At 74.5% G+C, this 23,974-nt stretch carries 23 protein-coding genes; 21 read left to right on the top strand and 2 right to left on the bottom strand.

Annotated features, from left to right (window positions below; translation table 11 throughout):
• The first annotated feature begins 11 nt into the window (after nt 1–11).
• The 21 genes from ACIPXB_RS30370 to ACIPXB_RS30270 all read left to right on the top strand — a co-directional run bounded on the left by ACIPXB_RS30370 (nt 12) and on the right by ACIPXB_RS30270 (nt 22,567).
• On the top strand, nt 12–872 hold the full coding sequence (locus ACIPXB_RS30370; RefSeq protein ID WP_401454975.1) for an MBL fold metallo-hydrolase: 861 nt from the start codon (nt 12–14) through the stop codon (nt 870–872).
• Between the two features lie 159 nt (nt 873–1,031).
• Entirely contained in the window at nt 1,032–1,679 is a 648-nt protein-coding gene (locus tag ACIPXB_RS30365; protein ID WP_401454973.1) for an AAA family ATPase, read from the top strand.
• A 50-nt stretch (nt 1,680–1,729) separates the two neighbouring features.
• Nucleotides 1,730–2,524: an AAA family ATPase gene (locus tag ACIPXB_RS30360; RefSeq protein WP_401454971.1), complete on the top strand. Its 795-nt coding sequence runs from the start codon at nt 1,730–1,732 to the stop codon at nt 2,522–2,524.
• Between the two features lie 37 nt (nt 2,525–2,561).
• Nucleotides 2,562–4,052, top strand: coding sequence for an MFS transporter (locus ACIPXB_RS30355; RefSeq protein ID WP_401454970.1), 1,491 nt, complete (start codon nt 2,562–2,564; stop codon nt 4,050–4,052).
• Nucleotides 4,053–4,248: 196 nt separating this feature from the next.
• Complete coding sequence (locus ACIPXB_RS30350; RefSeq protein WP_401454968.1) at nt 4,249–5,013, top strand: HAD family hydrolase; 765 nt, start codon at nt 4,249–4,251, stop codon at nt 5,011–5,013.
• Nucleotides 5,010–6,359, top strand: coding sequence for a class I adenylate-forming enzyme family protein (locus ACIPXB_RS30345; protein WP_401454967.1), 1,350 nt, complete (start codon nt 5,010–5,012; stop codon nt 6,357–6,359). The genes ACIPXB_RS30350 and ACIPXB_RS30345 overlap by 4 nt, the downstream gene beginning before the upstream one ends.
• A gap of 8 nt (nt 6,360–6,367) precedes the next feature.
• Nucleotides 6,368–7,111 (top strand): SDR family NAD(P)-dependent oxidoreductase, encoded by a 744-nt coding sequence (locus tag ACIPXB_RS30340; RefSeq protein WP_401454964.1) that lies wholly within the window; start codon nt 6,368–6,370, stop codon nt 7,109–7,111.
• Nucleotides 7,105–7,386 (top strand): acyl carrier protein, encoded by a 282-nt coding sequence (locus tag ACIPXB_RS30335; RefSeq protein WP_401454962.1) that lies wholly within the window; start codon nt 7,105–7,107, stop codon nt 7,384–7,386. The genes ACIPXB_RS30340 and ACIPXB_RS30335 overlap by 7 nt, the downstream gene beginning before the upstream one ends.
• Nucleotides 7,387–7,389: 3 nt before the next feature.
• Nucleotides 7,390–8,493, top strand: coding sequence for an AvrD family protein (locus tag ACIPXB_RS30330; RefSeq protein ID WP_401454960.1), 1,104 nt, complete (start codon nt 7,390–7,392; stop codon nt 8,491–8,493).
• 481 nt (nt 8,494–8,974) lie between these two features.
• A complete protein-coding gene (locus tag ACIPXB_RS30325) occupies nt 8,975–9,724 on the top strand; it encodes an AAA family ATPase (RefSeq protein ID WP_401454958.1) in 750 nt (249 codons plus the stop codon).
• Nucleotides 9,721–11,235 (top strand): MFS transporter, encoded by a 1,515-nt coding sequence (locus ACIPXB_RS30320; RefSeq protein WP_401454956.1) that lies wholly within the window; start codon nt 9,721–9,723, stop codon nt 11,233–11,235. The genes ACIPXB_RS30325 and ACIPXB_RS30320 overlap by 4 nt, the downstream gene beginning before the upstream one ends.
• A gap of 1 nt (nt 11,236) precedes the next feature.
• The gene (locus ACIPXB_RS30315; protein ID WP_401454955.1) at nt 11,237–11,713 is read left to right on the top strand and encodes an ester cyclase; all 477 of its coding nucleotides are present in this window, start codon (nt 11,237–11,239) and stop codon (nt 11,711–11,713) included.
• On the top strand, nt 11,710–12,810 hold the full coding sequence (locus ACIPXB_RS30310; RefSeq protein ID WP_401454954.1) for an FAD binding domain-containing protein: 1,101 nt from the start codon (nt 11,710–11,712) through the stop codon (nt 12,808–12,810). Before ACIPXB_RS30315 ends, ACIPXB_RS30310 begins: the two co-directional genes overlap by 4 nt.
• Complete coding sequence (locus ACIPXB_RS30305; protein WP_401454952.1) at nt 12,807–13,337, top strand: (2Fe-2S)-binding protein; 531 nt, start codon at nt 12,807–12,809, stop codon at nt 13,335–13,337. Before ACIPXB_RS30310 ends, ACIPXB_RS30305 begins: the two co-directional genes overlap by 4 nt.
• Nucleotides 13,338–13,426: 89 nt before the next feature.
• Nucleotides 13,427–15,775, top strand: coding sequence for a xanthine dehydrogenase family protein molybdopterin-binding subunit (locus ACIPXB_RS30300; protein WP_401455015.1), 2,349 nt, complete (start codon nt 13,427–13,429; stop codon nt 15,773–15,775).
• Nucleotides 15,772–16,179 carry an acyl carrier protein gene (locus ACIPXB_RS30295; protein WP_401454950.1) on the top strand — a complete coding sequence of 136 codons (408 nt, stop codon included), beginning with the start codon at nt 15,772–15,774 and terminating at the stop codon, nt 16,177–16,179. Before ACIPXB_RS30300 ends, ACIPXB_RS30295 begins: the two co-directional genes overlap by 4 nt.
• Nucleotides 16,176–16,973: a 4'-phosphopantetheinyl transferase family protein gene (locus ACIPXB_RS30290; RefSeq protein WP_401454948.1), complete on the top strand. Its 798-nt coding sequence runs from the start codon at nt 16,176–16,178 to the stop codon at nt 16,971–16,973. The genes ACIPXB_RS30295 and ACIPXB_RS30290 overlap by 4 nt, the downstream gene beginning before the upstream one ends.
• A gap of 235 nt (nt 16,974–17,208) precedes the next feature.
• Nucleotides 17,209–18,405 (top strand): transposase, encoded by a 1,197-nt coding sequence (locus ACIPXB_RS30285; protein ID WP_401454946.1) that lies wholly within the window; start codon nt 17,209–17,211, stop codon nt 18,403–18,405.
• Between the two features lie 16 nt (nt 18,406–18,421).
• On the top strand, nt 18,422–19,426 hold the full coding sequence (locus tag ACIPXB_RS30280) for a ParB/RepB/Spo0J family partition protein (protein ID WP_401454944.1): 1,005 nt from the start codon (nt 18,422–18,424) through the stop codon (nt 19,424–19,426).
• Nucleotides 19,427–19,642: 216 nt separating this feature from the next.
• Nucleotides 19,643–21,154 carry a DHA2 family efflux MFS transporter permease subunit gene (locus tag ACIPXB_RS30275; RefSeq protein WP_401454941.1) on the top strand — a complete coding sequence of 504 codons (1,512 nt, stop codon included), beginning with the start codon at nt 19,643–19,645 and terminating at the stop codon, nt 21,152–21,154.
• An 84-nt stretch (nt 21,155–21,238) separates the two neighbouring features.
• Nucleotides 21,239–22,567, top strand: coding sequence for an FAD-binding oxidoreductase (locus ACIPXB_RS30270; protein WP_401454939.1), 1,329 nt, complete (start codon nt 21,239–21,241; stop codon nt 22,565–22,567).
• A gap of 285 nt (nt 22,568–22,852) precedes the next feature.
• On the opposite strand, the gene ACIPXB_RS30265 is transcribed toward ACIPXB_RS30270, so the two are convergent.
• Together ACIPXB_RS30265 and ACIPXB_RS30260 are read right to left on the bottom strand one after the other, a co-directional pair.
• A complete protein-coding gene (locus ACIPXB_RS30265) occupies nt 22,853–23,254 on the bottom strand; it encodes a VOC family protein (RefSeq protein WP_401454937.1) in 402 nt (133 codons plus the stop codon).
• Entirely contained in the window at nt 23,251–23,958 is a 708-nt protein-coding gene (locus ACIPXB_RS30260; protein ID WP_401454933.1) for a class I SAM-dependent methyltransferase, read from the bottom strand. Before ACIPXB_RS30260 ends, ACIPXB_RS30265 begins: the two co-directional genes overlap by 4 nt.
• Nucleotides 23,959–23,974: the final 16 nt, after the last annotated feature.

Below are 23,974 nucleotides of genomic sequence, written 5' to 3'. Positions count from 1 at the left end.
AACCGACCACCATGGCCACTGCCACCCCGTGGAACACCCCAGCCACCGCGCCGCGTTCGCTGACCTTGGGCGAGCACACCGTCACCTGGCTGCCCGACGGCCACGTGCAACTGGACCCGCGGCGCTGGCTGCCGGAGACCACGGCGGCGGACTGGGAGGGCGAGAACGCGGCCCTGCTGGACCCCGAGGGCTACCTCACCGCGTCCATCGGCGCCCTGCTGATCGAGTACCGCGGCCGCGCGATGCTCGTCGACGCCGGCTTCGGCCCCCACGACATCCCCGCCGAGCACACCCACCCCACCCTCGGCGTCCTGGTCGGCGGCAGGCTGCCGACGGCGCTGGAGAGCGCCGGGGTGAAGGCCGCCGACATCGAACTGATCGCCTTCAGCCACCTGCACGACGACCACTTCGGCTGGGCCTTCCGCCCCGGGGCGGGCGCCGACTCGCCGTTCTCCTCCGCCGTGTTCGCCGCCTCCGCCGACGAATGGGCGAACTGGCCGCCGCCGCGCACCGGTTCCCCGCGGATCCGGGGGATCGCCGACGGCGAGGAGATCTTCCCCGGCGTGACCGCCTGGGCGACCCCCGGCCACACCGCCGGCCACACCGCCTACGTCCTGAACGCCGGCGGGCACCGGCTCATCGCCTTCGGCGACGTCTTCCACACCCCCGCCCAACTCGCCCGACCCGACTGGCGGGTGGCCATGGACGCCCTGCCCAACCACGGGGTCGCCACCCGCCGCGCCCTGCTCGCCGAGCTGGTCCGCCCGCGCACCCTGGCGTTCGCCAACCACTTCTCGGACGTGGTCTTCGGGCGGATCGCGGCGGAATCCGGTACGCCCGTATGGCAGCCGTGGGAAGAAAATTACCAGTAATTGCGCCGCTCCTTGTAATTCTTCCGGCCCGGCCCCAAAAATCATGGGGCCGGGATTTCGCATGCAGAATTCCGCACCTGTTGGCGGCGGCAACAGGTGCTGCAATAACACCATCAAGAGGGGCTGGGCCCCCTCCCGGTCTGCTGAAATGATTTCGGCATGACCCAGAGAATCGCCATTGTCGGCGCCTACGGATCTGGAAAGACCCTGCTCTCCCAGGTCCTTTCCGAGGCAACCGGTCTGCCCTACACGCAGGGCACCGCCATGCGCGAGCCCATCGGCGGCGAGGGCAAGCACATCTGGAACTGGACCTCCGGCGAGCTGCTCCAGCTCACCGTCAAGCGGTACGCCGAACGCACGCTGAACGAGGCCGCCCACCCGGCCGGCTTCATCAGCGACGGATCGATCGTCCACGAGTGGGTGTTCGCCAAGCTTCGCCTGGTCACCGGCCCCAACCCGGGCACCGAGGCCACCGTGGACAGCCGCTACCGCGACGAGGTGACCGCCGCGTACGAGGACGTCGCCGACCACATCGGCAGGCTCGCCGTGCGGCACGCCAAGACGGCGTACGACGCCTTCTTCCACCTGCCGATCGAATTCCCGCTCGACGAGGACAACCGGCCGATCAACGAAACCTTCCGGGTCCTGTCGGACCAGGTGCTGCTGCCCGCCCTCGCGGACACCGGAGTTCCCGTCCACACCGTCGCCGGCAGCCCGGCCGACCGCGTCCAGCAGATCCTGGACATCACCGGACTTCCCGCCGTCGTGGACATCGACAAGGCCCTCGCCGCCGTCCAGGGAAAGTAACCCCGCACATCTCCGAACCCGCCCCGTCCCGACGAGAAAGGCCACAGACAATGCAGCTCGAGGTTCCCCAGTGGAGCGACAAGCCCGATCTCAAACTGGCGATATCCGGCACCTACTCGTCCGGAAAGTCGACCACCACGGAAGCCCTCTCGATCGCGACGGGCATCCCGCGCACGCACGCCAAGACCTCCCGTGAGCTGCTCGTCGACCTCGTCCCCGGCAAGACGGTGATGGAGCTCAACGCGATGGAGCTCGTCAAGCTGGGCCTGCGCCGCTACGAGGAGCGCCTGGTCAACGAGTCCGGCACCGGGGCCTTCATCTCCGACGGCGGCGTCTTCCACGAGTGGGTGTACTTCGAGGCCCGCATGCGGGTCGGCATCAACCCCGGTATGCCGTGGTGGTTCCAGGGCGTGAAGAAGGCCATGGGCGTCACCTCCAAGCGCTTCTACCAGAAGTACACCGACACCCTCGGCGAGATACAGAAGGACCGCGCCAAGCGGTCCTACGACGCCTACGTGCACCTGCCGGTCGAGTTCGACATGGACGCCGACGGCCACCGCCCGGTGTCCGAGCCGTTCCGCCGGCTCTCCGACGACCTGCTCGTCGAGGCCCTCGACGAGATCAAGATCCCGTACCGGGTCGTCGGCGGCCCGATCCCCGAGCGCATCGAGAAGATCGTCGACATCTTCGGGCTGCCGGTGGTCGTACCGATCAAGGAGGCCATCGAGGAGGCCGAGCGACGCGTCGCCGCCGACATCGAGGACCTCCAGTCCAACCTCGCGTACATGGAGTCCCAGCGCCAGAAGTCCTTCGCGCGCCGGCTCGCGTACGCCTTCCGCTACTGAACCCACCCCCGACCGTCCCCGACCGGAAGGAACTGGCGTGCCCACGAGCGTGCAGGCCAAGCCGCGTCGTCTGGGAGCGATCCTCGGCCTCCTGGCCTTCGCCCAGATGATCATCGCGATCGACTACAACATCATGTTCGTGGCCCTGCCGGACATCGGCAGCGACCTCGGCTTCTCCGCGCAGAACCTGCAGTGGGTGATCTCGGCCTACTCCGTCGCCTTCGGCGGCTTCCTGCTGCTGGGCGGCCGCGCCACGGACCTCTTCGGCCGGAAGAACATGTTCCTCTTCGGCCTCTTCCTCTACGCCGCCTCCTCGGTGGCGGGCGGCCTGGCCACCGAGTCCTGGCTGCTGGTCGCGGCCCGCGTGGTCCAGGGCCTGGGCGGCGCCTTCCTCGCGCCGGCCACCCTGTCGCTGGTGGTGACCCTCTTCGCCGAGGGCAAGGAGCGCAACCGCGCCCTGTCCGTCTGGGGCGGTGCCGGCGGCTTCGGCATGGTCCTCGGCGCCATCCTCGGCGGCCTGCTCACCGACTGGTTCGGCTGGCAGGCGGTCATGTGGGTCAACGTCATCGCCGCCGGCGCGGCCATGGTCTACGGCATCGGCCTCCTGCCGAAGACCGCCAAGGTCAGCACCAGGGGCTTCGACCTTCCCGGTGCCGTCATCGGTACCGTCGCCTCCACGCTGCTGGTGTTCACCCTGGTCAACGGCCCCGAGGTGGGCTGGACCTCGGGTACCACCATCGGCAGCCTGATCGGCTCCGTGGCCCTGTTCGCCCTCTTCATCGGCATCGAGTCGCGGACCCGCGCCCCGATGATGCCGCTGCGCCTGTTCGGCAACCGCAACGTCACCGTCGGCACCACGATCACGTTCCTCTTCATGGCGACGTTCGGCGCCTACGCCTACTTCCTCACCCAGTACTGGCAGGTCGTCCAGGGCTACAGCGCCTGGGCCACCGGCTTCGCCTTCCTGCTCCCCTCCGGCTGCGTCCTGATCGGAACCGTCGCCGCCGGGAAGCTGATGAACGCCTACGGCGCCCGCAAGACCCTGCTGATCGCCCTCGCGGTCGGCCTCGTGGGCACCGCCGCCCTCGCGCTGACCCTCTCGCAGGACGCCTCGTACCTGGTCATCGCCCTCCCGCTGATCGTCCTCTCGCTCGGTCAGGGCGTCATCTTCACGGCGATGTTCGCGGCCGCCACCACCGGTGTGGCCGACGAGGAGCAGGGCATCGGCTCCGGCATCGCCCAGACCGGCCAGCAGATCGGCGGCGCCGTCGGCCTCGCCGTCCTGATCGCCGTCGCGGCCTCCGCCGCGGGCGGCGAGACCACCGACCCGGCCCAGCTCACCGACGGCATCCTCGTCGCCACCTGGGCCACCGCCGCGGGCATCGCGCTGACCTTCCTGGCGACGCTCGGGCTCAAGAAGCCCGTCGCGCAGGCGGTCGCCGCCGACCCGGGCACCACGAACGCGGTGACGGCCCCGGCCGACGGGGCCCCGGCCACCCGGCCGGCTCCGGTCACCGAGCGCGTCTGACGCGGCACCTCCGCGCGCCGGACGCCCCGTGCACGGCCCCTTCCTCCGAATCCCCCGCGGGGGAAGGGGCTGTGCGCAGGCACCACCCGGTCCGCCCACCCGGTCCGCCGCCGCGACCGGACGCGGCGCCCGCACCACCCCGTACGGCCAGCACAGCCAGACCAGCCAGCCCACTCCCGGAAAGGTTGAGACCGCAGTGAACGGCTACCGCACCGCATTCTTCGATGTGGACGGCACCCTCACGACCGCCCCGAGCATGTTCCGCTTCCTGCGCCACTACCTCTCCGCGACCGGCAACCCGCCCGCCGAGTACGTCACCCGGCGCCGCGCGCTCAAGGCGATGAACGAGGTCGGCTGCCCCCGCGAGGCCACCAACCGCGCCTACTTCGCCGGCCTGGAGGGCGCGTACGCCACCGAGGTGTCCGCCCTCGCCGAGGACTGGTTCCGCGAGGAGCTCCGGGCCGGCGGCTTCTTCCACGAGCACGGCGTCGCGGCCCTGCACCGCCACCGGCGCGAGGGCACCCGTATCGTCCTCGTCTCCGGATCCTTCCCCGCCGTCCTCGACCCCATCGCCGAGCACCTCGGCGCCGACGAGGTCTGGTGCACCGAGCCCGAGATCGCCTGGGGCCGCTACACCGGCGGCCTGCACCGGCCCCCGATGCTCTCCGCCGCCAAGGCCGAGACCCTGCGGGCCGTCGCCGCCGCGCACGGCACCGACCCCGCGCACTGCATCGCCTACGGGGACCACATCTCCGACCTGCCGATGCTGCGGGCGGCCGGCGCCGCCGTGGTCGTCGGCGGCGACAAGGTCCTGCGCACCCACGCACGTATCCACGGGTGGTCCCTGCTGCCCGCCGCGCCGGTCCCGCCGGCGCTCGGCCTGCCGCTGTGGCGGGCCCCCGGCCGGACCGGCTCCCTGGCGGCCGTATCGAACGAGGTGAAAGAGGTGGAAAGCGTATGACGTCCTGGTTCTTCGACCGGATGCGGAGCTTCGGCGAGGCCGACGCCATCGTCTTCGACGGCGTGTCCCACAGCTACGCCGAACTCGCCCGCCTGACCGAGGAGTGGGAGAGATTCCTCGACCGCAACGGCATACACGCCGGGCAGGTCGTCGCCCTCGAGGGCGTCAGCAGCGTCGAGGCCTGCGCCGGTCTGCTCGCCCTGATCGAGCGCGGCGCGGTCGTCGTCCCGATGACCCCGCTGCCGGCCGCCAAGCGCGCCGAGTTCCACGAGGTCGCCGAGGTGGAGACGGTCATCACCATCGACTCCGCGCACTGGCGGCGCAGCGTGGAGATCACCGGCCGCGAGGCCGACCACGACCTGTACGGGCGGCTGCGCGCCGACGGCGTGCCCGGCCTGGTGCTCTTCAGCTCCGGCACCACCGGGCGCAGCAAGGCCAGCGTGCTGGACTTCTCCAAGGTCCTCGCCAAGTACGGCCCGCCGACCCGGCCGCGCCGCACCCTCGGCTTCCTCAACCTGGACCACATCGGCGGCATCAACACCCTGCTGCACACCCTCAGCCAGGGCGGCGCCCTGGTCACCATCGACGAGCGCACGCCCGACAGGGTGTGCGCGACCATCGCCGAGCAGGACATCCAGATCCTGCCGACCACGCCGACCTTCCTGAACATGCTGCTCATCTCGCGGGCGTACGAGCGGCACGACCTCAGCTCGCTGCAACTGGTGACGTACGGCACCGAGCCCATGCCCGAGGGCACCCTCCAGCGGCTCGCCCGCGCCCTGCCCGGGGTCCGCCTGAAGCAGACGTACGGGCTGTCCGAGCTCGGCATCATGCCGACCAAGTCCCGTGACGACGGCAGCCTGTGGGTCAAGCTGGGCGGCGAGGGCTTCTCCTACCGCATCGACGACGGGATCCTGTGGATCCGCTCCGACATGGCGATGCTCGGCTACCTCAACGCGCCGGCGCCCTTCGACGAGCAGGGTTTCTTCAACACCCAGGACGCGGTGGAGACGGACGGCGACTACGTACGGATCCTGGGCCGCAGGTCCGAACTCATCAACGTGGCGGGCGAGAAGGTCTACCCCAGCGAGGTCGAGAACGTCCTGCTGGAGCTGGACTACGTGGCCGACGCCGTGGTCTCCGGCCGCCCCAGCCACGTCACCGGACAGGTCGTCAAGGCCGTCGTCAAGCTCACCGAACCGTGCACCGACCCGCGGGTCACCGCCCGCCGGGTGCGCGAGCACTGCGCGCAGCGGCTGGAGGCGTTCAAGGTGCCGGTGGTGGTGGAGGTGACGGAGGCCGACACGCACTCCGACCGGTTCAAGAAGATCCGGAGCGCGGCGTGAGCGCGGGCGTGAGCGAGCGCTTGAGCGAGCGCGGGCCCGTCGCCGTGGTCTCCGGCGGCAGCCGGGGACTGGGGCGGGTGCTGGTGGAACGGCTGCTGGCCGAGGGCCGGCGGGTCGCCACCTTCAGCCGCAAGCCGAACGAGTTCACCGAGGGGCTGGCCGCCGCGTACCCCGAGGACTTCCTGTGGGAGTCGGTCGACCTGCACGACCCCGGCGCGGTCCGGCAGTTCGTCAAGGCCGTGAAGGAACGCTTCGGCACGGTCGACCTGCTCGTCAACAACGCCGGCCTGCTCCACCAGGAGCTGTTCCTGACGATCGCCCCGAACCGTATCGACGACCTGCTCGTCGCCAACCTCGCCGCCCCGGTCCACCTGACCCAGGCGTGCGCGCGGCTGATGATGCGCGACGGCGGATCGATCGTGCACATCTCGTCCATCAACGCCATCCGCGGCTACCGCGGGGTCGCGGTCTACGCCGCGGCCAAGGCGGGCCTCGAAGGGTTCGGCCGGGCCCTCGCCCGGGAGCTGGGACCCGTGGGCATCCGCGTCAACACCCTCACCCCCGGGTTCTTCGACAGCGAGCTGACCTCGGACGTCACCGAACGCAACCGGGAGAAGATCCAGCACCGCACACCACTGGGGCGGCTCGGCACGGCGGAGGAGATCGCGGACGCGGTCCTCTTCCTGGCCTCCTCGCAGGCACGTTTCATCACCGGTCAGTCATTGGTCATCGACGGAGGAATCACATGCTGAACGACCAGAGCGTCCAGGAGATCATCGAGCGCGAGATCCAGGCCGTGGTGCTGAGCTCGGACGAGGAGGAGCTGTCGCTGGACGACGAGCTGCTCAAGTCCGGGGTCAACTCCCTGATGCTCGCCCAGCTGCTCATCCAGCTGGAGACCGAGCTGGGCGTCGACCCGTTCGGCGAGCAGCTGTCGATCACGGAGATCCGTACGCTGCGCGAGCTGGTGGGCGCGTACGAGGCCGCGCTGGAGCGCGCGGCGTCGGGTGCGACGGCGGGTGCGTGAGCGGTGTCCGTCACCATCTCGAACGTCTCGAACGTCTCGAACGTCTCGAACCCGACCCTGAGCCTCAGCTCGATCGACGACTACCTGGGCCCGGGGGAGGGCCGCTTCTTCTCCCGCGGCTACCAGCGGGCCGGCTACCTGGTCCGCGACATCGTCGCCACGCCCGTCGCGGCCGAACGCCCCGGCATCCACGCGACCGTGGACGTCAGCTACCCGGCGGACTGGTCGCGCAAGAAGGACGGCACCGACCTGCGTCCGCACCTGAGCACGGTGGACGCGCTCGTGCTGGGGGTGCAGCTCGCCGAACTGCACCTGGTGCACGCGTACGGACTGACCGGCGACGCCCACTCCACCATGCGGCTGCGCAAGATCGTGCTGCGGGCGGGCGGTGCGCCGCAGGAGGACCTGCTGCGGATCCCGGCCGCGTCGCGCCTGGTGCGCACGGAGGAGGTACCGGGCGCGCCCGGCCGGGTCCTGTCCGTCCACGACGGCTCGGTGGGCGCGCTGCGCGTGCGGTGCGAGATCGAGCACGACGAGGGCGTCCGGGCGGACACCGAGGGGCTGTTCGCCGGCCTCGACGAGGGGCTCGGCGACGGGCGCCTGCGGTTCTACGGCGAGGGCTTCAAGAAGCGGCGGCACGTCATCCGTGACGTGGCCGTGGACATGGAGTCGCTGTCGGCGGAGGCCGACGTGCACTTCCACCCGGGGCCGACGGACGTGCCCGTCGGGCCCGACGGTCCCGACGGTCCGGGCGCGCGGGGCGTGGACGCGGCGGTCGGGCCTGCCGTCTCGATGGTGGACGCGTTCGTGGTGAACCTGCAGCTGGTCCAGGTGCTGATGTACGAGCTGGACCAGGTGAACCGGGCGAACAGCAACACCCTGTGGATGATGCAGACCGTGCTGACGGCGGCGGATACGGCGCTGCCGCTGCCGACGGTTCCCGCGGGGGCGGCGCGGGCGCGGGCGAGGCTGCTCGCCAAGCGGTTGCTGCCGCTGCGGGGCGGGGTGTGGCGCAGCGTGGAGATCGAGGCCGGGTTGGGGGGCGTGGGGTTGCGGTGCTCGTTCGCACACGAACTCCCGCCGGAGGCCGCCTCTGCGGCCACCTGACCCCTGGGCCCGGGACCCCCGGGCCCAGGCCCCGCGCCTCGATCGCCGGCGGGGCTCGGAGATCGGGGGCTCCGCCCCCGTGCCCCTGCGCCTCAATCGCCGGCGGGGCTGGGATGGTGCGCGGCGGCGCTGGAAGCTGCCCGGTGGGCCGGCTTTCGGGGGCTCCGCCCCCGCACCCCCGCGCCTCAAACGCCGGCGGGGCTGAGTTGGTGCCCGGCGGCGCTGGAGGGTGCCGCCGCGCGGCGGCTGGTTGCCGCGCAGCGGCAATCCAGCCCGCGCGGCGATTGAGCGCACGGGCGCGGAGCGCCCGTAGGGGGGTGGGGGCGGAGCCCCCGCCTCCCAGCCTCGCCGGCGTTTGAGGCGGACCCTCCCAGCCCCGCCGGCGTTTGAGGCGCAGCCACCCAGCCCCGCCGGCGATTGAGGCGCGGGGGCACGGGGGCGGAGCCCCTGGATCAGTGGAACGATTACACGAGGAGTACGTATGCGGCTGTCCGTGTCCGGGACCTACGCGGCGGGGAAGACCTCCACGGCCACCGCCCTCTCCCACTACACCGGTATCCCGTTCGCCCCCGCCCGGTCCATCCGGGAGATCCTGCCCGACGCCGTGCCCGGCAAGGCGCTCGCCGAGGTCTCGCCCGCCGAGTACCTCCAGCTCGCCGTGCGGCGGCACGCCGGCCGGGTGGGGAACGAGGCGCGGCTCGGCGCGCGGCTGATCTCGGACGGGTCCTCCCTCCAGGAGTGGATCTACGCCGCCGCGCGCGTCCGGTTCGGGATGGATCCCGCCGCGCCCGCCCCGACGCCCCCGCGCTCGGCCGCCATGGGCTTCTTCGCCGAGGCCGTCGACCAGCTCGGGCACGCCTTCCGGCAGCACGTGAAGGAGACCTACGACGGGTTCGTGCACCTCATCGCCGGGGCGGGGAGCGCAGACGGCGGCAGCAACGGCCGGCACCGGCGGATGCACCCCGACTTCCGCCGGTTCTGCGACGACATGCTGCTCCGGGCCCTCGAGGACCTCGGCGTGACGTACCACGTCGTCGGCAGCGGCGACCGCGCGGAGCGGCTGCGCACCATCGCCGGGCTGTTCGCGCTGCCCACCGTCCGGTCCGTCGACGAGGCCCTGGAGCTCGCCGCCCGCGAGTACGCCGGGATCGACTGGCGGCTGGAGGGCGCGCGCACCCCCAGCGCCGCCTCCGTCGCCGCCTCCGTCGCCGCCCGGGGGGAGGCACGGTGACCGCCACGACCGGTCACGCCCGCCGCTGGCTCATGCTGCCCGTGGTGCTGGCCGCGCTGTTCATGGCCCAGTTCGACCTGTACGTCGTCAACGTCGCCGCGCCCACGCTCCAGCGCGACCTCGGCGCCGGGCCCCTCGCCCTCGAACTGATCGTCGCCGGGTACGCCTTCACCTACGCCGGCGGTCTGATCACCGGCGGCCGGCTGGGCGACCTCTTCGGCCACCGCGCGGTGTTCCTCGGCGGGACGCTCGCCTTCACCGTCGCCTCCCTGCTGTGCGGGCTCGCCCAGAGCCCCGGCCAGCTGGTCGCCGCCCGCCTCCTGCACGGGGTCACCGGCGCCGCCATGGTGCCGCAGGTCCTGGCCCTGATCACCGGGGTCTTCGGCCCGGCCGAACGGCCCCGCGCGCTCGCCTGGTTCGGGTTCACCGTCGGGGTCGGCGCCGTGGCCGGGCAGGTGCTCGGCGGGCTGCTGCTCCAGGCCGGCCCCTCGGGTCTGGGCTGGCGGGCGGTCTTCCTGGTGAACGTCCCCGCCGGGCTGCTGACCTTCGCGCTCGCCCGCGCCGTGGTCCCCGGGCCGCCCAGGGTGCGGGTGGGCGGCGCCGGCCTCGATCCGCTCGGCGCGATCGGGATCCCGGCCGGGCTGGCGCTGGCGCTCGTACCCCTGCTGCCCGGGCCCGGCGGGTCCGGCACCCGGCCGGTGTGGGCCTGGCTGTGCCTGGCCGCCGCCGTGCCCGTACTGGGCGCCACGCTGGCGTGGGAGCGGCGGCTCGCGCGGCGGGGCGGAAACCCGCTGCTGGACCTGTCGCTCTTCGCCGTCCCGGCCTTCCACCGCGGACTCCTCGTCAGCGGCGCCGTGTTCGGCGCGTTCTTCAGCTTCCTGTTCGCCCTCACCCTCGTCCTGCAGTCCGGGCTCGGGCTGTCCCCGCTGGGCGCCGGGTTCGCCTTCGCCCCGCTCGGGCTCGCCTTCGCCGCCGCCTCCATGGCCGCGCGCCGGACCCCGCCCGCCCGTGCCGCGCGGACCGTCCTGGCGGGCGTCCTCGTCGCGGCCGCCGGACTGGCCGTCCTCGGCCTCGGACTGCTGTGGGCGCCGGACGGGCTGAGCGTGGGGTGGCTGCTGCCGCCGATGGTGCTGATCGGGCTCGGCAACGGGATCGCCGTCCCCGCCCTGACCGGCGCCGTCCTGTCCGGCGTACGCCCGGGGCAGGCCGGCTCCGCCGCCGGGATCCTCACCACCGCGCAGCAGTTCGCCAGCGCCGTCGGCGTGGCCCTGCTGGGCGCCGTCTTCTTCGCGGTCCTCGGCGGGCGGAGCGGGACCGCCGCCCACGCGGAGGCCCTGCGCTGGGTCGCCGGCATCGGGCTGGTCCTGGTGCTGGTGGCCGCCGGGGCCGCCCGCTCCCTGCCCCGGCCCGCGCCGCCGGTCGCCCCGCCGGCTGTGCCGTCCCCCGGACCCGCCCCCGCCCCCGCCCCCGGGCGTCCGCTCGCCTCCTCCCACCCCTCCGGAAAGGCCTGACATGCCGACCGCCGACACCACGGCAGCCGACCACGCGGCGTGGTGCGAACTCGCCGACGTGCGGAAGAAGAAGATCGCCCTGCTCTTCGAGCGGATCATCACCCACGGCGAGCTCGGCCTCGCCGACGAGGTCTTCCACGAGGACTTCACCTGGCCGCAGTTCGGCCTGCGCGGTCCCGAGGGCGTACGCACCTGGGTGCGCGCCTTCCGGACCGCGTTCCCCGACATGGTCGACACCGTCGTGGAGCAGTGGGCCGAGGGTGACACCGTCATCTCCCGCGTGCTGTGCACCGCCACCCAGTCCGGCCCGTTCCGGGGCCTGCCGCCCAGCCACCGCAAGGCCACCTTCGGGGCCCTGGGCATCGACCGGTTCCGCGGGGAGAAGGTCATCGAGCGCTCCGCGCACTTCGACCTCGCCGACGTGATGCGCAAGTACGGCCACACCGAGCTCCGGGTCCCCCCGGTGGACCGGCCGTGAAGCCCGCGCCGTTCGGCTACGTCCGCCCGCGTACCCCCGAGGAGGCGGTGGCCGCCCTCGCCGGGGCCGCCGCGGCCGGCCGCGAGGCCCGGGTGCTGGCGGGCGGGCAGTCCCTGATCCCGCTGCTGAACCGCCGGCTGGTCCGGCCCGACCTGCTGGTGGACCTGGGCCGGGCGGCGGGCCTGCGGGGCGTACGGGCCGACGCGCGCGGGGTCCGGATCGGGGCGCTGACCCCGCACGCCGCCCTGGAGCGCAGCACCGACCCGGTGCTCCACCGCGACCTGCCGGTGCTGCCGGAGGCCGCCGGCCTGATCGGGCAGTTGCCGGTCCGGGTCCGGGGGACGTTCGGCGGCAGCCTCGCGCACGCCGACCCGTGCGCCGAGTGGTGCCTGCTGGCCGTGCTGCTGGACGCCGAACTGACCGTGCTGGGGCCGGCCGGCACCCGGGTGGTGCCGGCGGCGGCGTTCCTGTGCGGCCGGCACCGTACCGCGCTGCGGCCGGGGGAGATCCTCACCGCCGTCCGCCTCCCGTACGCCGAACCGGCCGCCGCGCTGGTGGAGTACGGCGTCCAGCCCGGCCGGCTGCCCGAGGCCGCGGCGGCGGCCGCGCTGACCCTCGGCGCCGACGGCCGCGTCGCCGCGGTGCGGCTGGCGGTGGCCGGACCGGGCGAGGTCCCGGCGCGGGCGCCGCACGCCGAGGCCCTGCTCCTGGGCGCCCGCCCGGCCCCGGACGCCTTCGCGGCGGCGGCCGCACTCGCGGTCGAGGAGGCCGCCACCCGCCCCCCGCGCGCCGACTGTGCCCCCGCCGCCCTGCGGTACGGCATGGGCGAGCGGCTCGGCCGGGCCCGAGCGGCCGCCGTGTGCGGCGCGCCCGCCGGGTCCCCGGCGGCGGGGGCGCCGGCCGACGCCCGGCGCCCGGCCGCCCACGCCGCGGACCTCGCCGCCCCCGACCCGTCCGCCGCCCCCGACCCGTCCGCCGCCGCGGACCTCGCCGCCCTGGCGGGTGCGCTCGTCCGGCGGGCGCTGGCCCGCTCCGCCGAACGGGCCCGGGTCCTCGCCCCCGTCCGCCGCCGGGCCGCCGAGGCGGTGGCGGCATGAGCGGCGCCGAGTACGCCGGCCCGGCCACCGTGCCGGTGAAGCTCACCGTCAACGGGGTGCCGTACGCCCTCGACGTCGAGGCGCGCCGCAGTCTGGCCGACGTCGTGCGGCGCGAGGTGCGGCTGACCGGGACGCAGGTCGGCTGCGAGACCGGGGCGTGCGGCTCGTGCACCGTGCTGCTGGACGACGAGCCCGTGCGGGCGTGCGTGGTGCTGGCCGTGCAGGCCGACGGGCAGCACGTGCAGACGGTGGAGTCGCTCACGGAGCCGGACGGCCGACTCGGGCCGTTGCAGCGGGCGTTCGGCGACCACTTCGCGCTCCAGTGCGGCTTCTGCACCCCCGGTTTCCTGATGCTCGCCACCGCTCTGCTGCGCCGCGAGCCGGCTCCCGACCGGTCCCGGATCCGGGCGTGCGTCGCCGCCAACCTGTGCCGGTGCACGGGCTACCAGCCCATCGTCGAGGCGATCTTGACGGCGGCCCACCAACTGCCGCACGCGACCACGCCCCCGGACGGAGCCCCCCGATGACCCCCGCCCCCGGCACCCCCCCAGACCCGGCCCCCGGCGGCGCCCCCGCCCACGGTGGCCGTCGTCGCGGGCCCGTCGTCGGGCGGTCCGTGGGGCGGCTCGAGGACGATCGGCTGTTGCGGGGGCGGGGGCGGTTTCACGATGGCGTCGTGCGGCCCGGGCAGTTGTGGATGCGGGTCGTGCGGTCGTCCCTCGCGCACGCCCGGCTCCTCGGCGTCGACACCGCGCGCGCCGCCGCCCTGCCCGGTGTCGTCGCCGTCGTCACCGCCGCCGACCTGCCCCCCGGTGTCCTGATCCCGGTGCGCCAGCCGCACCCCGGGCTGGACTTCACCCCGTACCTCCAGCCGCCGCTGGCCGCCGGCCACGTCCGGTACGCAGGCGAGCCGTTGGCGGCCGTCGTCGCCGAGGACCCGTACGCCGCCGAGGACGCCGCCGAGCTCGTCCGGGCGGACCTCGCCGAGCTGGAGCCCGTCCTCGACGCGCGCACCGCCCCCGCCGACCGCGAGGTGGGCGTCGTCGACTACGGGTACGGCGACGTGGACGCCGCCTTCGCCGCGGCGGCCCACGTCGTCGGCGCCACCCTGCGCACCGGCCGGCACAGCGGCACCCCGCTGGAGCCGCGCGGCCTGGTCGCCGAACCCGACCCCGACACCGGGCGGCTGACGATCTGGGGCGCGGCCAAGATCCCGCACATCAACCGCCGGGTGCTCGCCTCCCTGCTGGCGCTGCCCGAACACCGCATCCACCTGCGCGAGACGGACGCGGGCGGCAGCTTCGGCATCCGCGGCGAGTTCTACCCCGAGGACTTCCTGGTCCCCTTCCTCGCCCTGCGCACCGGCCGCCCCGTCAAGTGGAGCGAGGACCGCGCCGAGCACATGACGGCCGCCAACCACGCCCGCGAGCAGGAGCACCGCATCGAGCTGGCCCTGGACGCCGACGGCCGGCTGCTGGGCCTGCGCGACGAGGCCTGGCTGGACAACGGCGGCTACATCCGCACCCACGGCGCGGTCGTCGCCGCGCTGACCGCCTCGATGATCTCCGGCCCGTACCGGCTGCCCGCCTGCCGCTCGCGCGTGCACATCGTCACCACCAACAAGACGCCGATCGGCACCTACCGGGCCCCGGGCCGCTTCCAGCACACCTTCGTGCGCGAGCACGCCCTGGACCTGGCCGCCACCCGGCTCGGCGTCGACCCGGTCGAGCTGCGCCGGATCAACCTGCTGACGGCGGCCGAACTCCCGCACACCCGGCCCCTGCACGTCTTCGGCGCGCCCATGGTGCTGGACGGCAAGGACCACCTGGAGCACTTCGACAAGGGGCTCGCCGCCGTCGGGTACGGGCGGTGGCGGGCCGAGGCGGCCGCCGCCCGCGCCGAGGGGAGGCTGGTCGGCACGGGCTGCGCCGTCATCCTGGAGAAGGCCGGCCTGGGCTACGACAGCGCCGTCGTCGACATCGGCGTGACCGGCGCGGTCCGGGTCGTCATGGGCGGCGCCAGTGCCGGCCAGGGCATCCAGACGGTCATGGCGCAGATCGCCGCCGACGAACTCGCCGTCCCCGTGGCCGGGGTGCACGTGGTGCTCTCCGACACCGACCTGCTGCCCGACGGCGGGGGCACGTTCGGCAGCCGCTCCACCGTCGTCGGCGGTACGGCCGTACGCGAGGCCGCCCGCGCCGTCCTGGACAGGGCGCGGCCCGTGGCCGGCGAACTGCTGGGCGCCGCGCCGGACACGCTGGTCGCCGAGGACGGCGGGCTGGCCGTCGCGGGCGCGCCGGAGCGGCGGGTGGACTGGGGGCGGATCGCCGCCGCCTCCTACGCGCCGCGCTGGGTCCCCGGCGGCGCGGAGCCGGGCCTGACCGGCCGGTCGACGTACGCCGCGAACGGGATGACCTACCCGTACGGCGCCCACTTCGCGCAGGTCGAGGTCGACCCGGACACGGGCGCCGTCACGCTGCTGCGGTACGCCGTGACGTACGAGATCGGCCGCGCGGTCCACCCGGAGTCGGTGCGCGGCCAGTTGGCCGGCGGTGCCGTGCAGGGCATCGGCGGCGCGCTGTCCGAGGAGTTCCGCTACGACGAGCGCGGCCGGCCGCTGTCGCTGACGCTCGACGACTATCTGTGGCCGCGCGCGGACCAGCTCCCGGAGATCCGGGTGGAGCTGTTCGAGGACGCGCCGGCACCGGGCAATCCGCTCGGCCTGCGCGGCGCGGGGGAGGGCGGTACCGCGGGCAGCGGCGCCGTCCTCGCCGGCGCCGTCCGGGACGCCCTGGGGCTGGCCGGCGATGTCGGCGGCCTGCCCCTGCACCCGGCCCGGGTGCGGGCCCTGCTCGCCACCCGGGACGCCACCGGGACCGTCACCACTGCCACCACCGAAGCCACCGATACCACCGACACCACCGACACCACCGACACCACCGTCATCACCAAGGAGGAATCATGACCGTCGATCAGGCCGTGCTGGACTGGCTGACAGCCGATCCCGACGGGGACGCGGCCGAGGCCGCCCCTGCGGGACCGCAGCAGCTCGCCGACGGCCCGCGCGCCGTGGACGTGACCGCCCCCTCGGCGGCCGCGCTCGCGGCCGCGGGTCCGGCGGAGCGGATGGAGCTGCTCCTGGACTACGTGCGCCAGGAGGTCGCCCGTTCCGTGGGCGTCGGCCCGGACGCGCTCGACACCACGCGGACGCTCGTGAGCGTCGGGGTGGGCTCGATGCTCGGGTGCGAGCTCCAGTACCGGCTCCGGGACGCGCTGGGCGTCGCGCCGGAACTGAAGGAGATCCTGATGGCGCAGGACACCCCCGCACTGGCCGCCATGCTGGCGGAACTTCTCGGGTATGGCGGATGACCGCGAAGCTGGCGCCGCCGGCCGGCGCGGACGTGTGGCTGCTGCGGCAGCCCAAGCCGGACGACATCACCGGCGTCCTGGACATGGCGGAGCTGGACGAGAAGGAGCTCCAGCGCGCCCGCCAGTGCCGGCGGCAGGCGGGCGGCTACCTGTACGCGGCCGCGCACATCGCCCTGCGGCGGGTGCTGGCCACGTACGTGGGGCGGCCGGCCGGCTCGCTGGTGTTCGGGAGAGGGCCCTGTCCGTGCTGCGACCAGCAGCACGGCCGGCCGGTCCTGCGCGAGCCCGAGTCCGATCTGCACTTCTCGCTGTCGCACAGCAGCGGGATGGTGCTGATCGGGGTGGCCCAGGTGCCGATCGGCGTGGACGTCGAGAAGGTGCCGAGCGCCGAGACGGCACGGGTGTGCACGGCCGCGCTGCACGCGGACGAGCGGGCCGAGCTCGCGGAGGTGCCGGAGTGCGCCGGCACGGCGGCGTTCGGGCGGCTGTGGACGCGCAAGGAGGCGTACCTCAAGGGGCTGGGGACGGGTCTCGGACGGGACCTGTCGCTGGACTACCTGGGGTGGGAGTCCGCCCGGCATCCGGCCGGGTGGTCGGTCGTGGACGTCCCCGCGGGTCCCCGGCACACCGCCGCGGCGGCGATCGGGTACGGCGAGGGGGCGACGGCGGCGCGGGCCGCGGCGGGTGAGCCGGCCCCGGTCACCCTGCGGTGGCTGCCGATGGAGAGCCTCTACAGCGGCAGCAGGCCGGACCTGACGCGGGACGACGCCATCCTGGCGGAACTCGCGGCGTAAGGATCCCGGCGCCCTTCCACCAGGGCCCCGGCCGGAGCGCACCCGCCCCGGCCGGGGCCCTGGGCCGTGCCATCGGCCTCGTGGCCCGACCCCGTCCCGACCCGGTGCGTCCTGGTGTGGGGGAGGGGCCGGACATGACAAAGTCGGGCACCGCGGGGACGCGGGCTCGCAAAACAAAGAGAACACTCGCTATTCTCCTTTTCAGGGACCACCACCGCTCGCCGGAGGGAGCGCCATGCTTGTGCCGGAGACCGTGCCGACCGCCGACGTACTGGCGCGGCGCCTGTTCCGCTGCCTGCCGCGGACCGATCAGCGCCGCTGGGCCCGCGCGTACCTGGACGGACTGGTGACCACCCCGGGCAAGAAGTCCGTCCGCAACATGGCCCGGTCCGCCGGGACCTTCGAGACCGCCTCGCAGTCGCTGCACCAGATCGTCAACTCCAGTACCTGGCAGTGGGATCCGGTCCGCCGTGAACTCGCCGCCTGGTGCGGCGAACGCGCCCGGGTGCACGCCCTGCGCATGGTGCCGGTGGTCATCCCCAAGCGCGGGGAGTGCTCCGCCGGGGTGCACCGCCGCTTCGACCCGGCCGGCGGCCGCACGCTCAGCTGCCAGCTGGCGCTCGGGATGTTCCTCGTCACCGACCGCGGCTGCGTGCCCGTCGACTGGCGGCTGTCGCTGCCCGGCCGCTGGAGCGAGGACGCCGGCCTGCGTCGGCGCGCCCGGATACCGGCCGGCGCCCGCACCGGGTTACCCAGCCGGCTCGGCCTCGACCTGGTCGACGCGGCGGCCGCCCACCCCGCCACCGCCGGGGTCCCGGTGGTCGCCGACGGCCGGCTCGACGCCCCGCAGGAGACGGCCCGGCTCATCGCGGGCCTCGCCGAACGCGGCCTCGGGTTCGCCGTGTCGGTGCCCGCCACGCTGCCCGTGCTGTGCGGGCCGCCCGGCGACCGTACGGTCCGTACGACGCCCGTCGCGCACCTGGTCCAGGCTCTGGGCCCGGCCGCCGCCCACCCGGCGTACGCCGCCCACCCGGCCCACCCGGCCCATCCCGCCCACCCGGCCCGCCCCGCCCGGCCGCCGGCCCGGGTCGGCCCCCCGTACCCCGGCCTGCTGCCGCGCCGTGCGCCCGCCGTCGTGCGGATCCCCGGCGTCGCCCGCCCCCTCGCGCTGCTCACCCAGTGCGGCCCGGACGCGGCCCACCCCACCCGGTACTGGCTCGCCGGCACCGACGGGGCCTCCGCCGCGCTCGCCCGCATGGGCGCCGCCGAACTGCCCATGGACGTCCTGGAGGACTGCGGACTACGGGACTTCGAGGGCCGCTCCTTCCCCGGCTGGCACCGCCACATGACGTTCGTGGCGGCCGCGGCCGCCCACCGGCTGCTCGGCCCGGGCGCCGCCCGGCCCGCCCACCACCCGGCCCTCAGCGGCTGACGTACGAGGAGTTGTGATGTCTGTCCTGACGGCGGCGGCTCCCGCCACCGCCCACGTGCCGGTGGACCTGCTGCTGGACGCCGAGTCCCCGCGCCTGGCCGGCGTCGACCACGACCACGTCCTGCTGCTGGCGGGCCTGGAGACGGCCCTGCCGCCGATCGTCGTGCACCGCTCCACGATGCGCGTGATCGACGGCATGCACCGGCTGCACGCCGCCCGGCTGGGCGGGCGCGACACCATCCCCGTCCGCTGGTTCGACGGCACGGAGGCCGAGGCGTTCCTGCTCGCCGTCGAGGCCAACAACGGTCACGGGCTGCCCCTGACCCTCGCCGACCGCCGCGAGTGCGCCCGCCGCATCCTGCGCGCCTGGCCCGAGTGGTCGGACCGGGCGGTCGCCGCCAAGGTCGGGCTGTCGGGCAAGACGGTCGGCGTCCTGCGCCGCGGCGCCCAGGAGGCGGGCGCGCCGGCCGCCGTCCGGGTCGGCTGCGACGGCCGGGCCCGCCCCCTGAGCGCCACCGAGGGGCGGCTGCGTGCCGTGGACTACCTCGCCGTCCGCCCCGACGCCTCGCTGCGCGAGATCGCCCGGTCCGCCGGGATATCGGTCGAGACCGCCCGGGACGTCCGCGACCGCCTCGGCCGCGGCGAGGGCCCGCTGCCGGGCGGGGGCCCGGGCACGGGTACGGGCTCCGGTACGGGCGGCGCGGCGGGCGGTTCAGCGGCCGCCACCGGCGCCGTTCGCGGCGTACGGGAGTCCCGGGCGCGGGAGTGCCCCGCCCCCGTGGACCTGCCGACCGTCCTGGACTCCCTCAAGCGCGACCCCACGCTCAAGTACAGCGACGAGGGCCGCGCGCTGATCCGCTGGCTGGAGGCCCGGATCGTACGCGAGGGCGAGAGCGGGCTGCTGCTGCGCGCCCCCGCCCACCAGGCCCCCAAGATCGCCGCGATGGCCCGCGCCTGCGCCGCCCACTGGGACGAGATCGCCGCCGAGCTGGAGCAGCGCGGCCGGCAGGAGACCTCGTGACCCGGCAGACCGCGTCACCAGCGGACCCGCGACCGGCAGACCCCGTGACCGGCAGACCCGTCACCGGCAGAACCGTGACCGGCAGACCCGTCACCGGCAGAACCGTGACCGGCAGACCCGTCACCGGCCTGCCTCGTCACCGGCAGACGCCGTGACCGGCAGGCCCCATCACCGCCAGTCCCGGTACCACCGCACCCCTCCCGAAGAGTTGATGAGATGACCGACATCGCCTCGCAGTCCGTCCCGCCCGCCCCCGCCGGGTCCGTCCCGCCCGGGACCCCGCCGGTCAACCCCTGGGCCGCACTGTCCGCCCTCTGCGTCGGGTTCTTCCTGATCATGATGGACACCACCATCGTGACCGTCGCGATCCCCGGCATGATCACCGGCCTGAACGCCGACCTCAACCAGATCACCTGGGTGCACAGCGTCTACCTGCTCACCTACGCCGTCCCCCTGCTGCTCGCCGGGCGGCTCGGTGACCGCTTCGGCCGCAAGCCCGTCTTCCTCACCGGCATGGCGGTCTTCACCGCCGCCTCCCTGTGGTGCGGGCTCTCCGGCAGCGCCGGCATGCTGATGGCCGCCCGCGCGGTCCAGGGCATCGGCGCGGCCCTGATGGCCCCGCAGACCATGGCCTTCGTCACCGTCCTCTTCCCGCCGCAGCGCCGCGGCGCCGCCCTCGGCGTGTGGGGCGCCGTCGCAGGCCTGGCCACCACCGCCGGGCCGCTGCTCGGCGGCTTCCTGACCGGTTCCGCCGGCTGGGAGTGGATCTTCCTGATCAACGTGCCCATCGGCCTGCTGGGCCTGGCCATGGCCGCCCGGCTGCTGCCCGGCGGCGCACCGAGCGCCCCGCGCCGCTTCGACGTGGTGGGCACCGTACTGTCCGGACTCGGGCTGTTCGCCCTGGTCTTCGGCCTGCAGAACGGCCAGCACTACGACTGGGGCACCGTCGTCGGCCCGCTGGACGTCACCACCGTCATCCTCCTCGGCGTCCTGCTCCTGATCGCGTTCGTGCTGTGGCAGCGGATCAACCCGCGCGAGCCGCTGATGCCGCTGTCCCTCTTCGGGCGCCGCCACTTCAGCACCGCCTCGTTCGCCGCCGCCGCGATCGGCTTCGCCGTCACCGGCCTCTACCTGCCGCTGACCCTGTTCATGCAGGACGTCATGGACCTCTCCCCGCAGCAGGCGGGCCTGCTGATGGTGCCCATCGCCGTCTCCAGCGGCCTCGCCGGGCCGCTCGCCGGCAGCCTCTCCGACCGGGTGCCCGGCAAGTGGGTGGTCCTCGGCGGCTTCCTGGTCTTCGCGGCCGGCCTCGGCCTGCTCGTCCTCGCCATGTACGCGGACGCGGGCGTGTGGTTCACCGCGGGCGCCCTCTTCGTGGCCGGCATCGGCACCGGCTCGGCCTTCGCGCCCATGGCCAACGTCGCCACCGGCTCGCTGCCCGTCGAGGTCATCGGGGCCGGCGCGGGCATGTACAACTCCATCCGCCAGGTCGGCTGCGTCATCGGCGCGGCCGCCGTCGGCGTCCTGATGCAGGCGCGGCTCGCGGCGTCCCCCGACGACCTCGGGCGGGCCGCCGGCACGACCCTGCTGCTGCCCGTCGCCGTCCTTCTCGTCGGCGCGGCCGCCTGCCTTCTCATGCCGTCCGCGGCACGGCGGCCGGGCAACGCCGGGAATGCGGCGACGACTCCCCAGGATTCCCCGGATCCCGATCTGGAAAAGGTCGGCTGAAGCACGTTGACATAACCCCGAAAGGAAATACCGCTGATGTCTGGCGACAGCACACCCTTTGATGTCACGACCCTCCGGAATACGGTGACCGGTATCGTCCGCACCCCCGGCGAGGAAGGGTACGAGGAGGAACTCACCGGATTCCAGACCGGATACCACCACCGGCCGGCCGTCGTCGTCGGCGCCGCCACCGCCGAGGACGTCCGCCGCGCGGTGGCCTGGGCCGCCGAACGGGGGCTGGCCGTCACCGCGCAGTCCACCGGGCACGGCGTCACCGTCCTCGACCGGGGCGGCCTGGTCGTCAGCACCCGGCGGCTGGACGCCATCACCGTCGACGCCGAGGCCCGTACCGCCCGCATCGAGGCGGGCGTGCGCTGGGAGCAGGTCGTCGAGCGGACCGCCCCGCACGGGCTGGCCCCGCTGTCCGGCTCCGCCGGGCACGTCGGCGTCGTCGGCTACACCCTGGCCGGCGGACTCGGCCTGCTGGCCCGCGAGTTCGGCTACGCCGCCGACCTGGTGCGGGCCGTCGACGTGGTGACCGCGGACGGCCGGCTGCGGCACGTCACCGCCGACAGCGACCCCGACCTGTTCTGGGCGCTGCGCGGCGGGCGCGACCACTTCGGCGTCGTCACCGCGCTGGAGATCTCCCTGCTGCCGGTCGCCACCGTCTACGGCGGCGGCATGTACTTCGACGCCGGCCAGGCCGAGCGGGTCCTGGCCCACTTCGCGGCCTGGACGGCAACCGCCCCCGAGTCGGTCACCGCCTCCGTCGGCATGATCGAGTACCCGCCCATCCCGGTCTTCCCGGAGCCGCTGCGCGGCCGCCACGTCGTGCACGTGCGCTTCGCCACCACGGATCTGGCGGCCGGCCCCGGGCTGGTGCGGCCCTGGCGGGAGTTCGGCGCCGAGATCATCCACGAGCACCTGGGCGAACTGGCCTACCCCGAGGTCGGCTCCATCTACGCCGAGCCGACGTTCGCGCACGCGTACGACGGCAACGCGGTGCTGCTGAGCGGGCTGCCGCCGGAGGTGCTGGACGCCGTACGCACCCTGGCGGGGCCCGGTGCGGCCGTCCCGTGCATCGTGGACCTGCGGCACCTGGGCGGGGCGCTGGCGCGGGAGCCGGAGGTGGCGAACGCGGTGCCCTGGCGGGAGGCGGCGTACATCCTGCGGGTGCTGTCGGGCTCGGACGACGCGCCGGCGGACGCGATCCGGGCGGCGCACGCGGCGCTGGACGAGGCGGTGGCCCCCTGGACGCTGGGCCGCTCGCTGAACTTCGTCTACGGCGAGCGGGCGGCCGACGCGTATGCGGAGGAGCTGTTCGACGCGGGGACGCGGGGGCGGCTGGCGAAGCTGCGGGGTGTGTACGACCCGGGGAACGTGTTCCGCCCGGGGCTGACCGTCTCGCCGTAACGGCGGCGCCCCTGGGGAGCCTGGGCCGGGTCGTCGGGTGCGGGCCGCACGTGGCTGATCGCGCAGTTCCCCGCGCCCCTGGCGGGGGCCGGGGCAGGTCGTCGGGTGCGGCCCGTCGTGGGTCGTTCGCGCAGTTCCCCGCGCCCCTACGGGGCCCGGTCGTAGAGGTGCCCCGGAGCCATCGGCTCCGGGGCACCTGCCGTGCAGGACACCGAGGTCAGGGGCGCGGGGAACTGCGCGACCAGCCACGCACGGTCCGCACCGGCGATACAGTCCGGCCCCCCGCTAGGGGACCGGTTGGCCCAGGCCCACGCGGTTGCCCGCCGGGTCCTGGACGTAGGCCACGCGTTCGCCCCACGGGGTGTCCTCCGGTTCCTGGACCACCGGCGTTCCGGCGAGCCGGAGGGACTCCACCGTCGCGTCCACGGCCTCCACGAACACGAACAGGTCGATCCCGCCGGCCGCCGAGGCCACCGCCCGGTCGTCCCGGCTCACCGCGAGCTCCGTGTCGTGCCGGCGCAGCGTGACGAAGTCCGGCTCGCCCTTGGCCGGGTGCCGGTGCCCGGCCGCGAAGCCGAGCCGCTCGTAGAAGGCGGCCGTGGCCCCCACCCGGCGGGCGCGCAGCACGGGGAACGCGCGCCGCGCCGGGTGGAAGGCGGCGGCGGGGCCCGGGGAGGTCCCGGTCACCCGGAGACCCGCTCGGCGAAGACCTTCCACACCGGGAGCCGGGTGCGGCCCTTGTCGTCGAGGCGGGGCCGCTGGCCCGTCCGCTCGAAGAACTTCTCCATGCCGACGGCGACACCGGCGTACTCCGACAGCTCCATCAGCGTGATCTCCCAGCCCGCCTCCGTCAGCGTGGCCCGCAGTTCCTCGCCCGGCACCGACAGCGGCGCCGGCATCCCGCCGGGTACGTCGGCGAAGCACAGCACGCTCAGCTGCGCGCCGGGCCGGGTGACCCGGTGCAGGGCGGCCGCGTACAGCGGGCGGGCGGGCCCGGGCAGGGTGTGGAAGAGGGCGCTGTCCAGGACCGAGTCGAAGCGGCCCTCGTAGCCGGCCAGGTCGGTGGCGTCGGCGACCGCGAACTCGATCTCCAGCCCGGCCGCGGCGGCCCGCTCCCGGGCCTGGTCGACGGCGGCCGAGGCCGCGTCGATCGCGGTCACCCGGTGGCCGCGGCCGGCCAGGAAGACGGCGTTGTCGCCCGGGCCGCAGCCGATGTCGAGGACGGCGCCGGAGAACCGCCCCTTCTGCTCCAGCTCGACCACGTCCGGCTGGGCCTCGCCGATGTCCCACGGCACGACCTTGATGGCCGCGCCCTCCAGCAGCTCCCCGCCCGTGTAGACGGAGTTGAAGTCGGCCGCGGCGTAGTCGAAGGGCTTGTCCGAGTCGCTCACGCGAATCTCCTTGCGG

Source organism: Streptomyces sp. NPDC090022, assembly GCF_044748145.1.
Taxonomy (GTDB): Bacteria; Actinomycetota; Actinomycetes; order Streptomycetales; family Streptomycetaceae; genus Streptomyces.
The sequence above is the reverse complement of the archived record's forward strand: the minus strand, read 5'-3'. Positions and strand labels throughout refer to the sequence as shown.

What these genes read in the sequence shown, in the direction of transcription:
- ACIPXB_RS30370 (WP_401454975.1), top strand. Translation starts at nt 12, where the DNA reads ATGGCCACTGCCACCCCGTGGAACACCCCAGCCACCGCGCCGCGTTCG.
- ACIPXB_RS30365 (WP_401454973.1), top strand. Translation starts at nt 1,032, where the DNA reads ATGACCCAGAGAATCGCCATTGTCGGCGCCTACGGATCTGGAAAGACC.
- ACIPXB_RS30360 (WP_401454971.1), top strand. Translation starts at nt 1,730, where the DNA reads ATGCAGCTCGAGGTTCCCCAGTGGAGCGACAAGCCCGATCTCAAACTG.
- ACIPXB_RS30345 (WP_401454967.1), top strand. Translation starts at nt 5,010, where the DNA reads ATGACGTCCTGGTTCTTCGACCGGATGCGGAGCTTCGGCGAGGCCGAC.
- ACIPXB_RS30335 (WP_401454962.1), top strand. Translation starts at nt 7,105, where the DNA reads ATGCTGAACGACCAGAGCGTCCAGGAGATCATCGAGCGCGAGATCCAG.
- ACIPXB_RS30325 (WP_401454958.1), top strand. Translation starts at nt 8,975, where the DNA reads ATGCGGCTGTCCGTGTCCGGGACCTACGCGGCGGGGAAGACCTCCACG.
- ACIPXB_RS30315 (WP_401454955.1), top strand. Translation starts at nt 11,237, where the DNA reads ATGCCGACCGCCGACACCACGGCAGCCGACCACGCGGCGTGGTGCGAA.
- ACIPXB_RS30305 (WP_401454952.1), top strand. Translation starts at nt 12,807, where the DNA reads ATGAGCGGCGCCGAGTACGCCGGCCCGGCCACCGTGCCGGTGAAGCTC.
- ACIPXB_RS30295 (WP_401454950.1), top strand. Translation starts at nt 15,772, where the DNA reads ATGACCGTCGATCAGGCCGTGCTGGACTGGCTGACAGCCGATCCCGAC.
- ACIPXB_RS30290 (WP_401454948.1), top strand. Translation starts at nt 16,176, where the DNA reads ATGACCGCGAAGCTGGCGCCGCCGGCCGGCGCGGACGTGTGGCTGCTG.
- ACIPXB_RS30285 (WP_401454946.1), top strand. Translation starts at nt 17,209, where the DNA reads ATGCTTGTGCCGGAGACCGTGCCGACCGCCGACGTACTGGCGCGGCGC.
- ACIPXB_RS30280 (WP_401454944.1), top strand. Translation starts at nt 18,422, where the DNA reads ATGTCTGTCCTGACGGCGGCGGCTCCCGCCACCGCCCACGTGCCGGTG.
- ACIPXB_RS30275 (WP_401454941.1), top strand. Translation starts at nt 19,643, where the DNA reads ATGACCGACATCGCCTCGCAGTCCGTCCCGCCCGCCCCCGCCGGGTCC.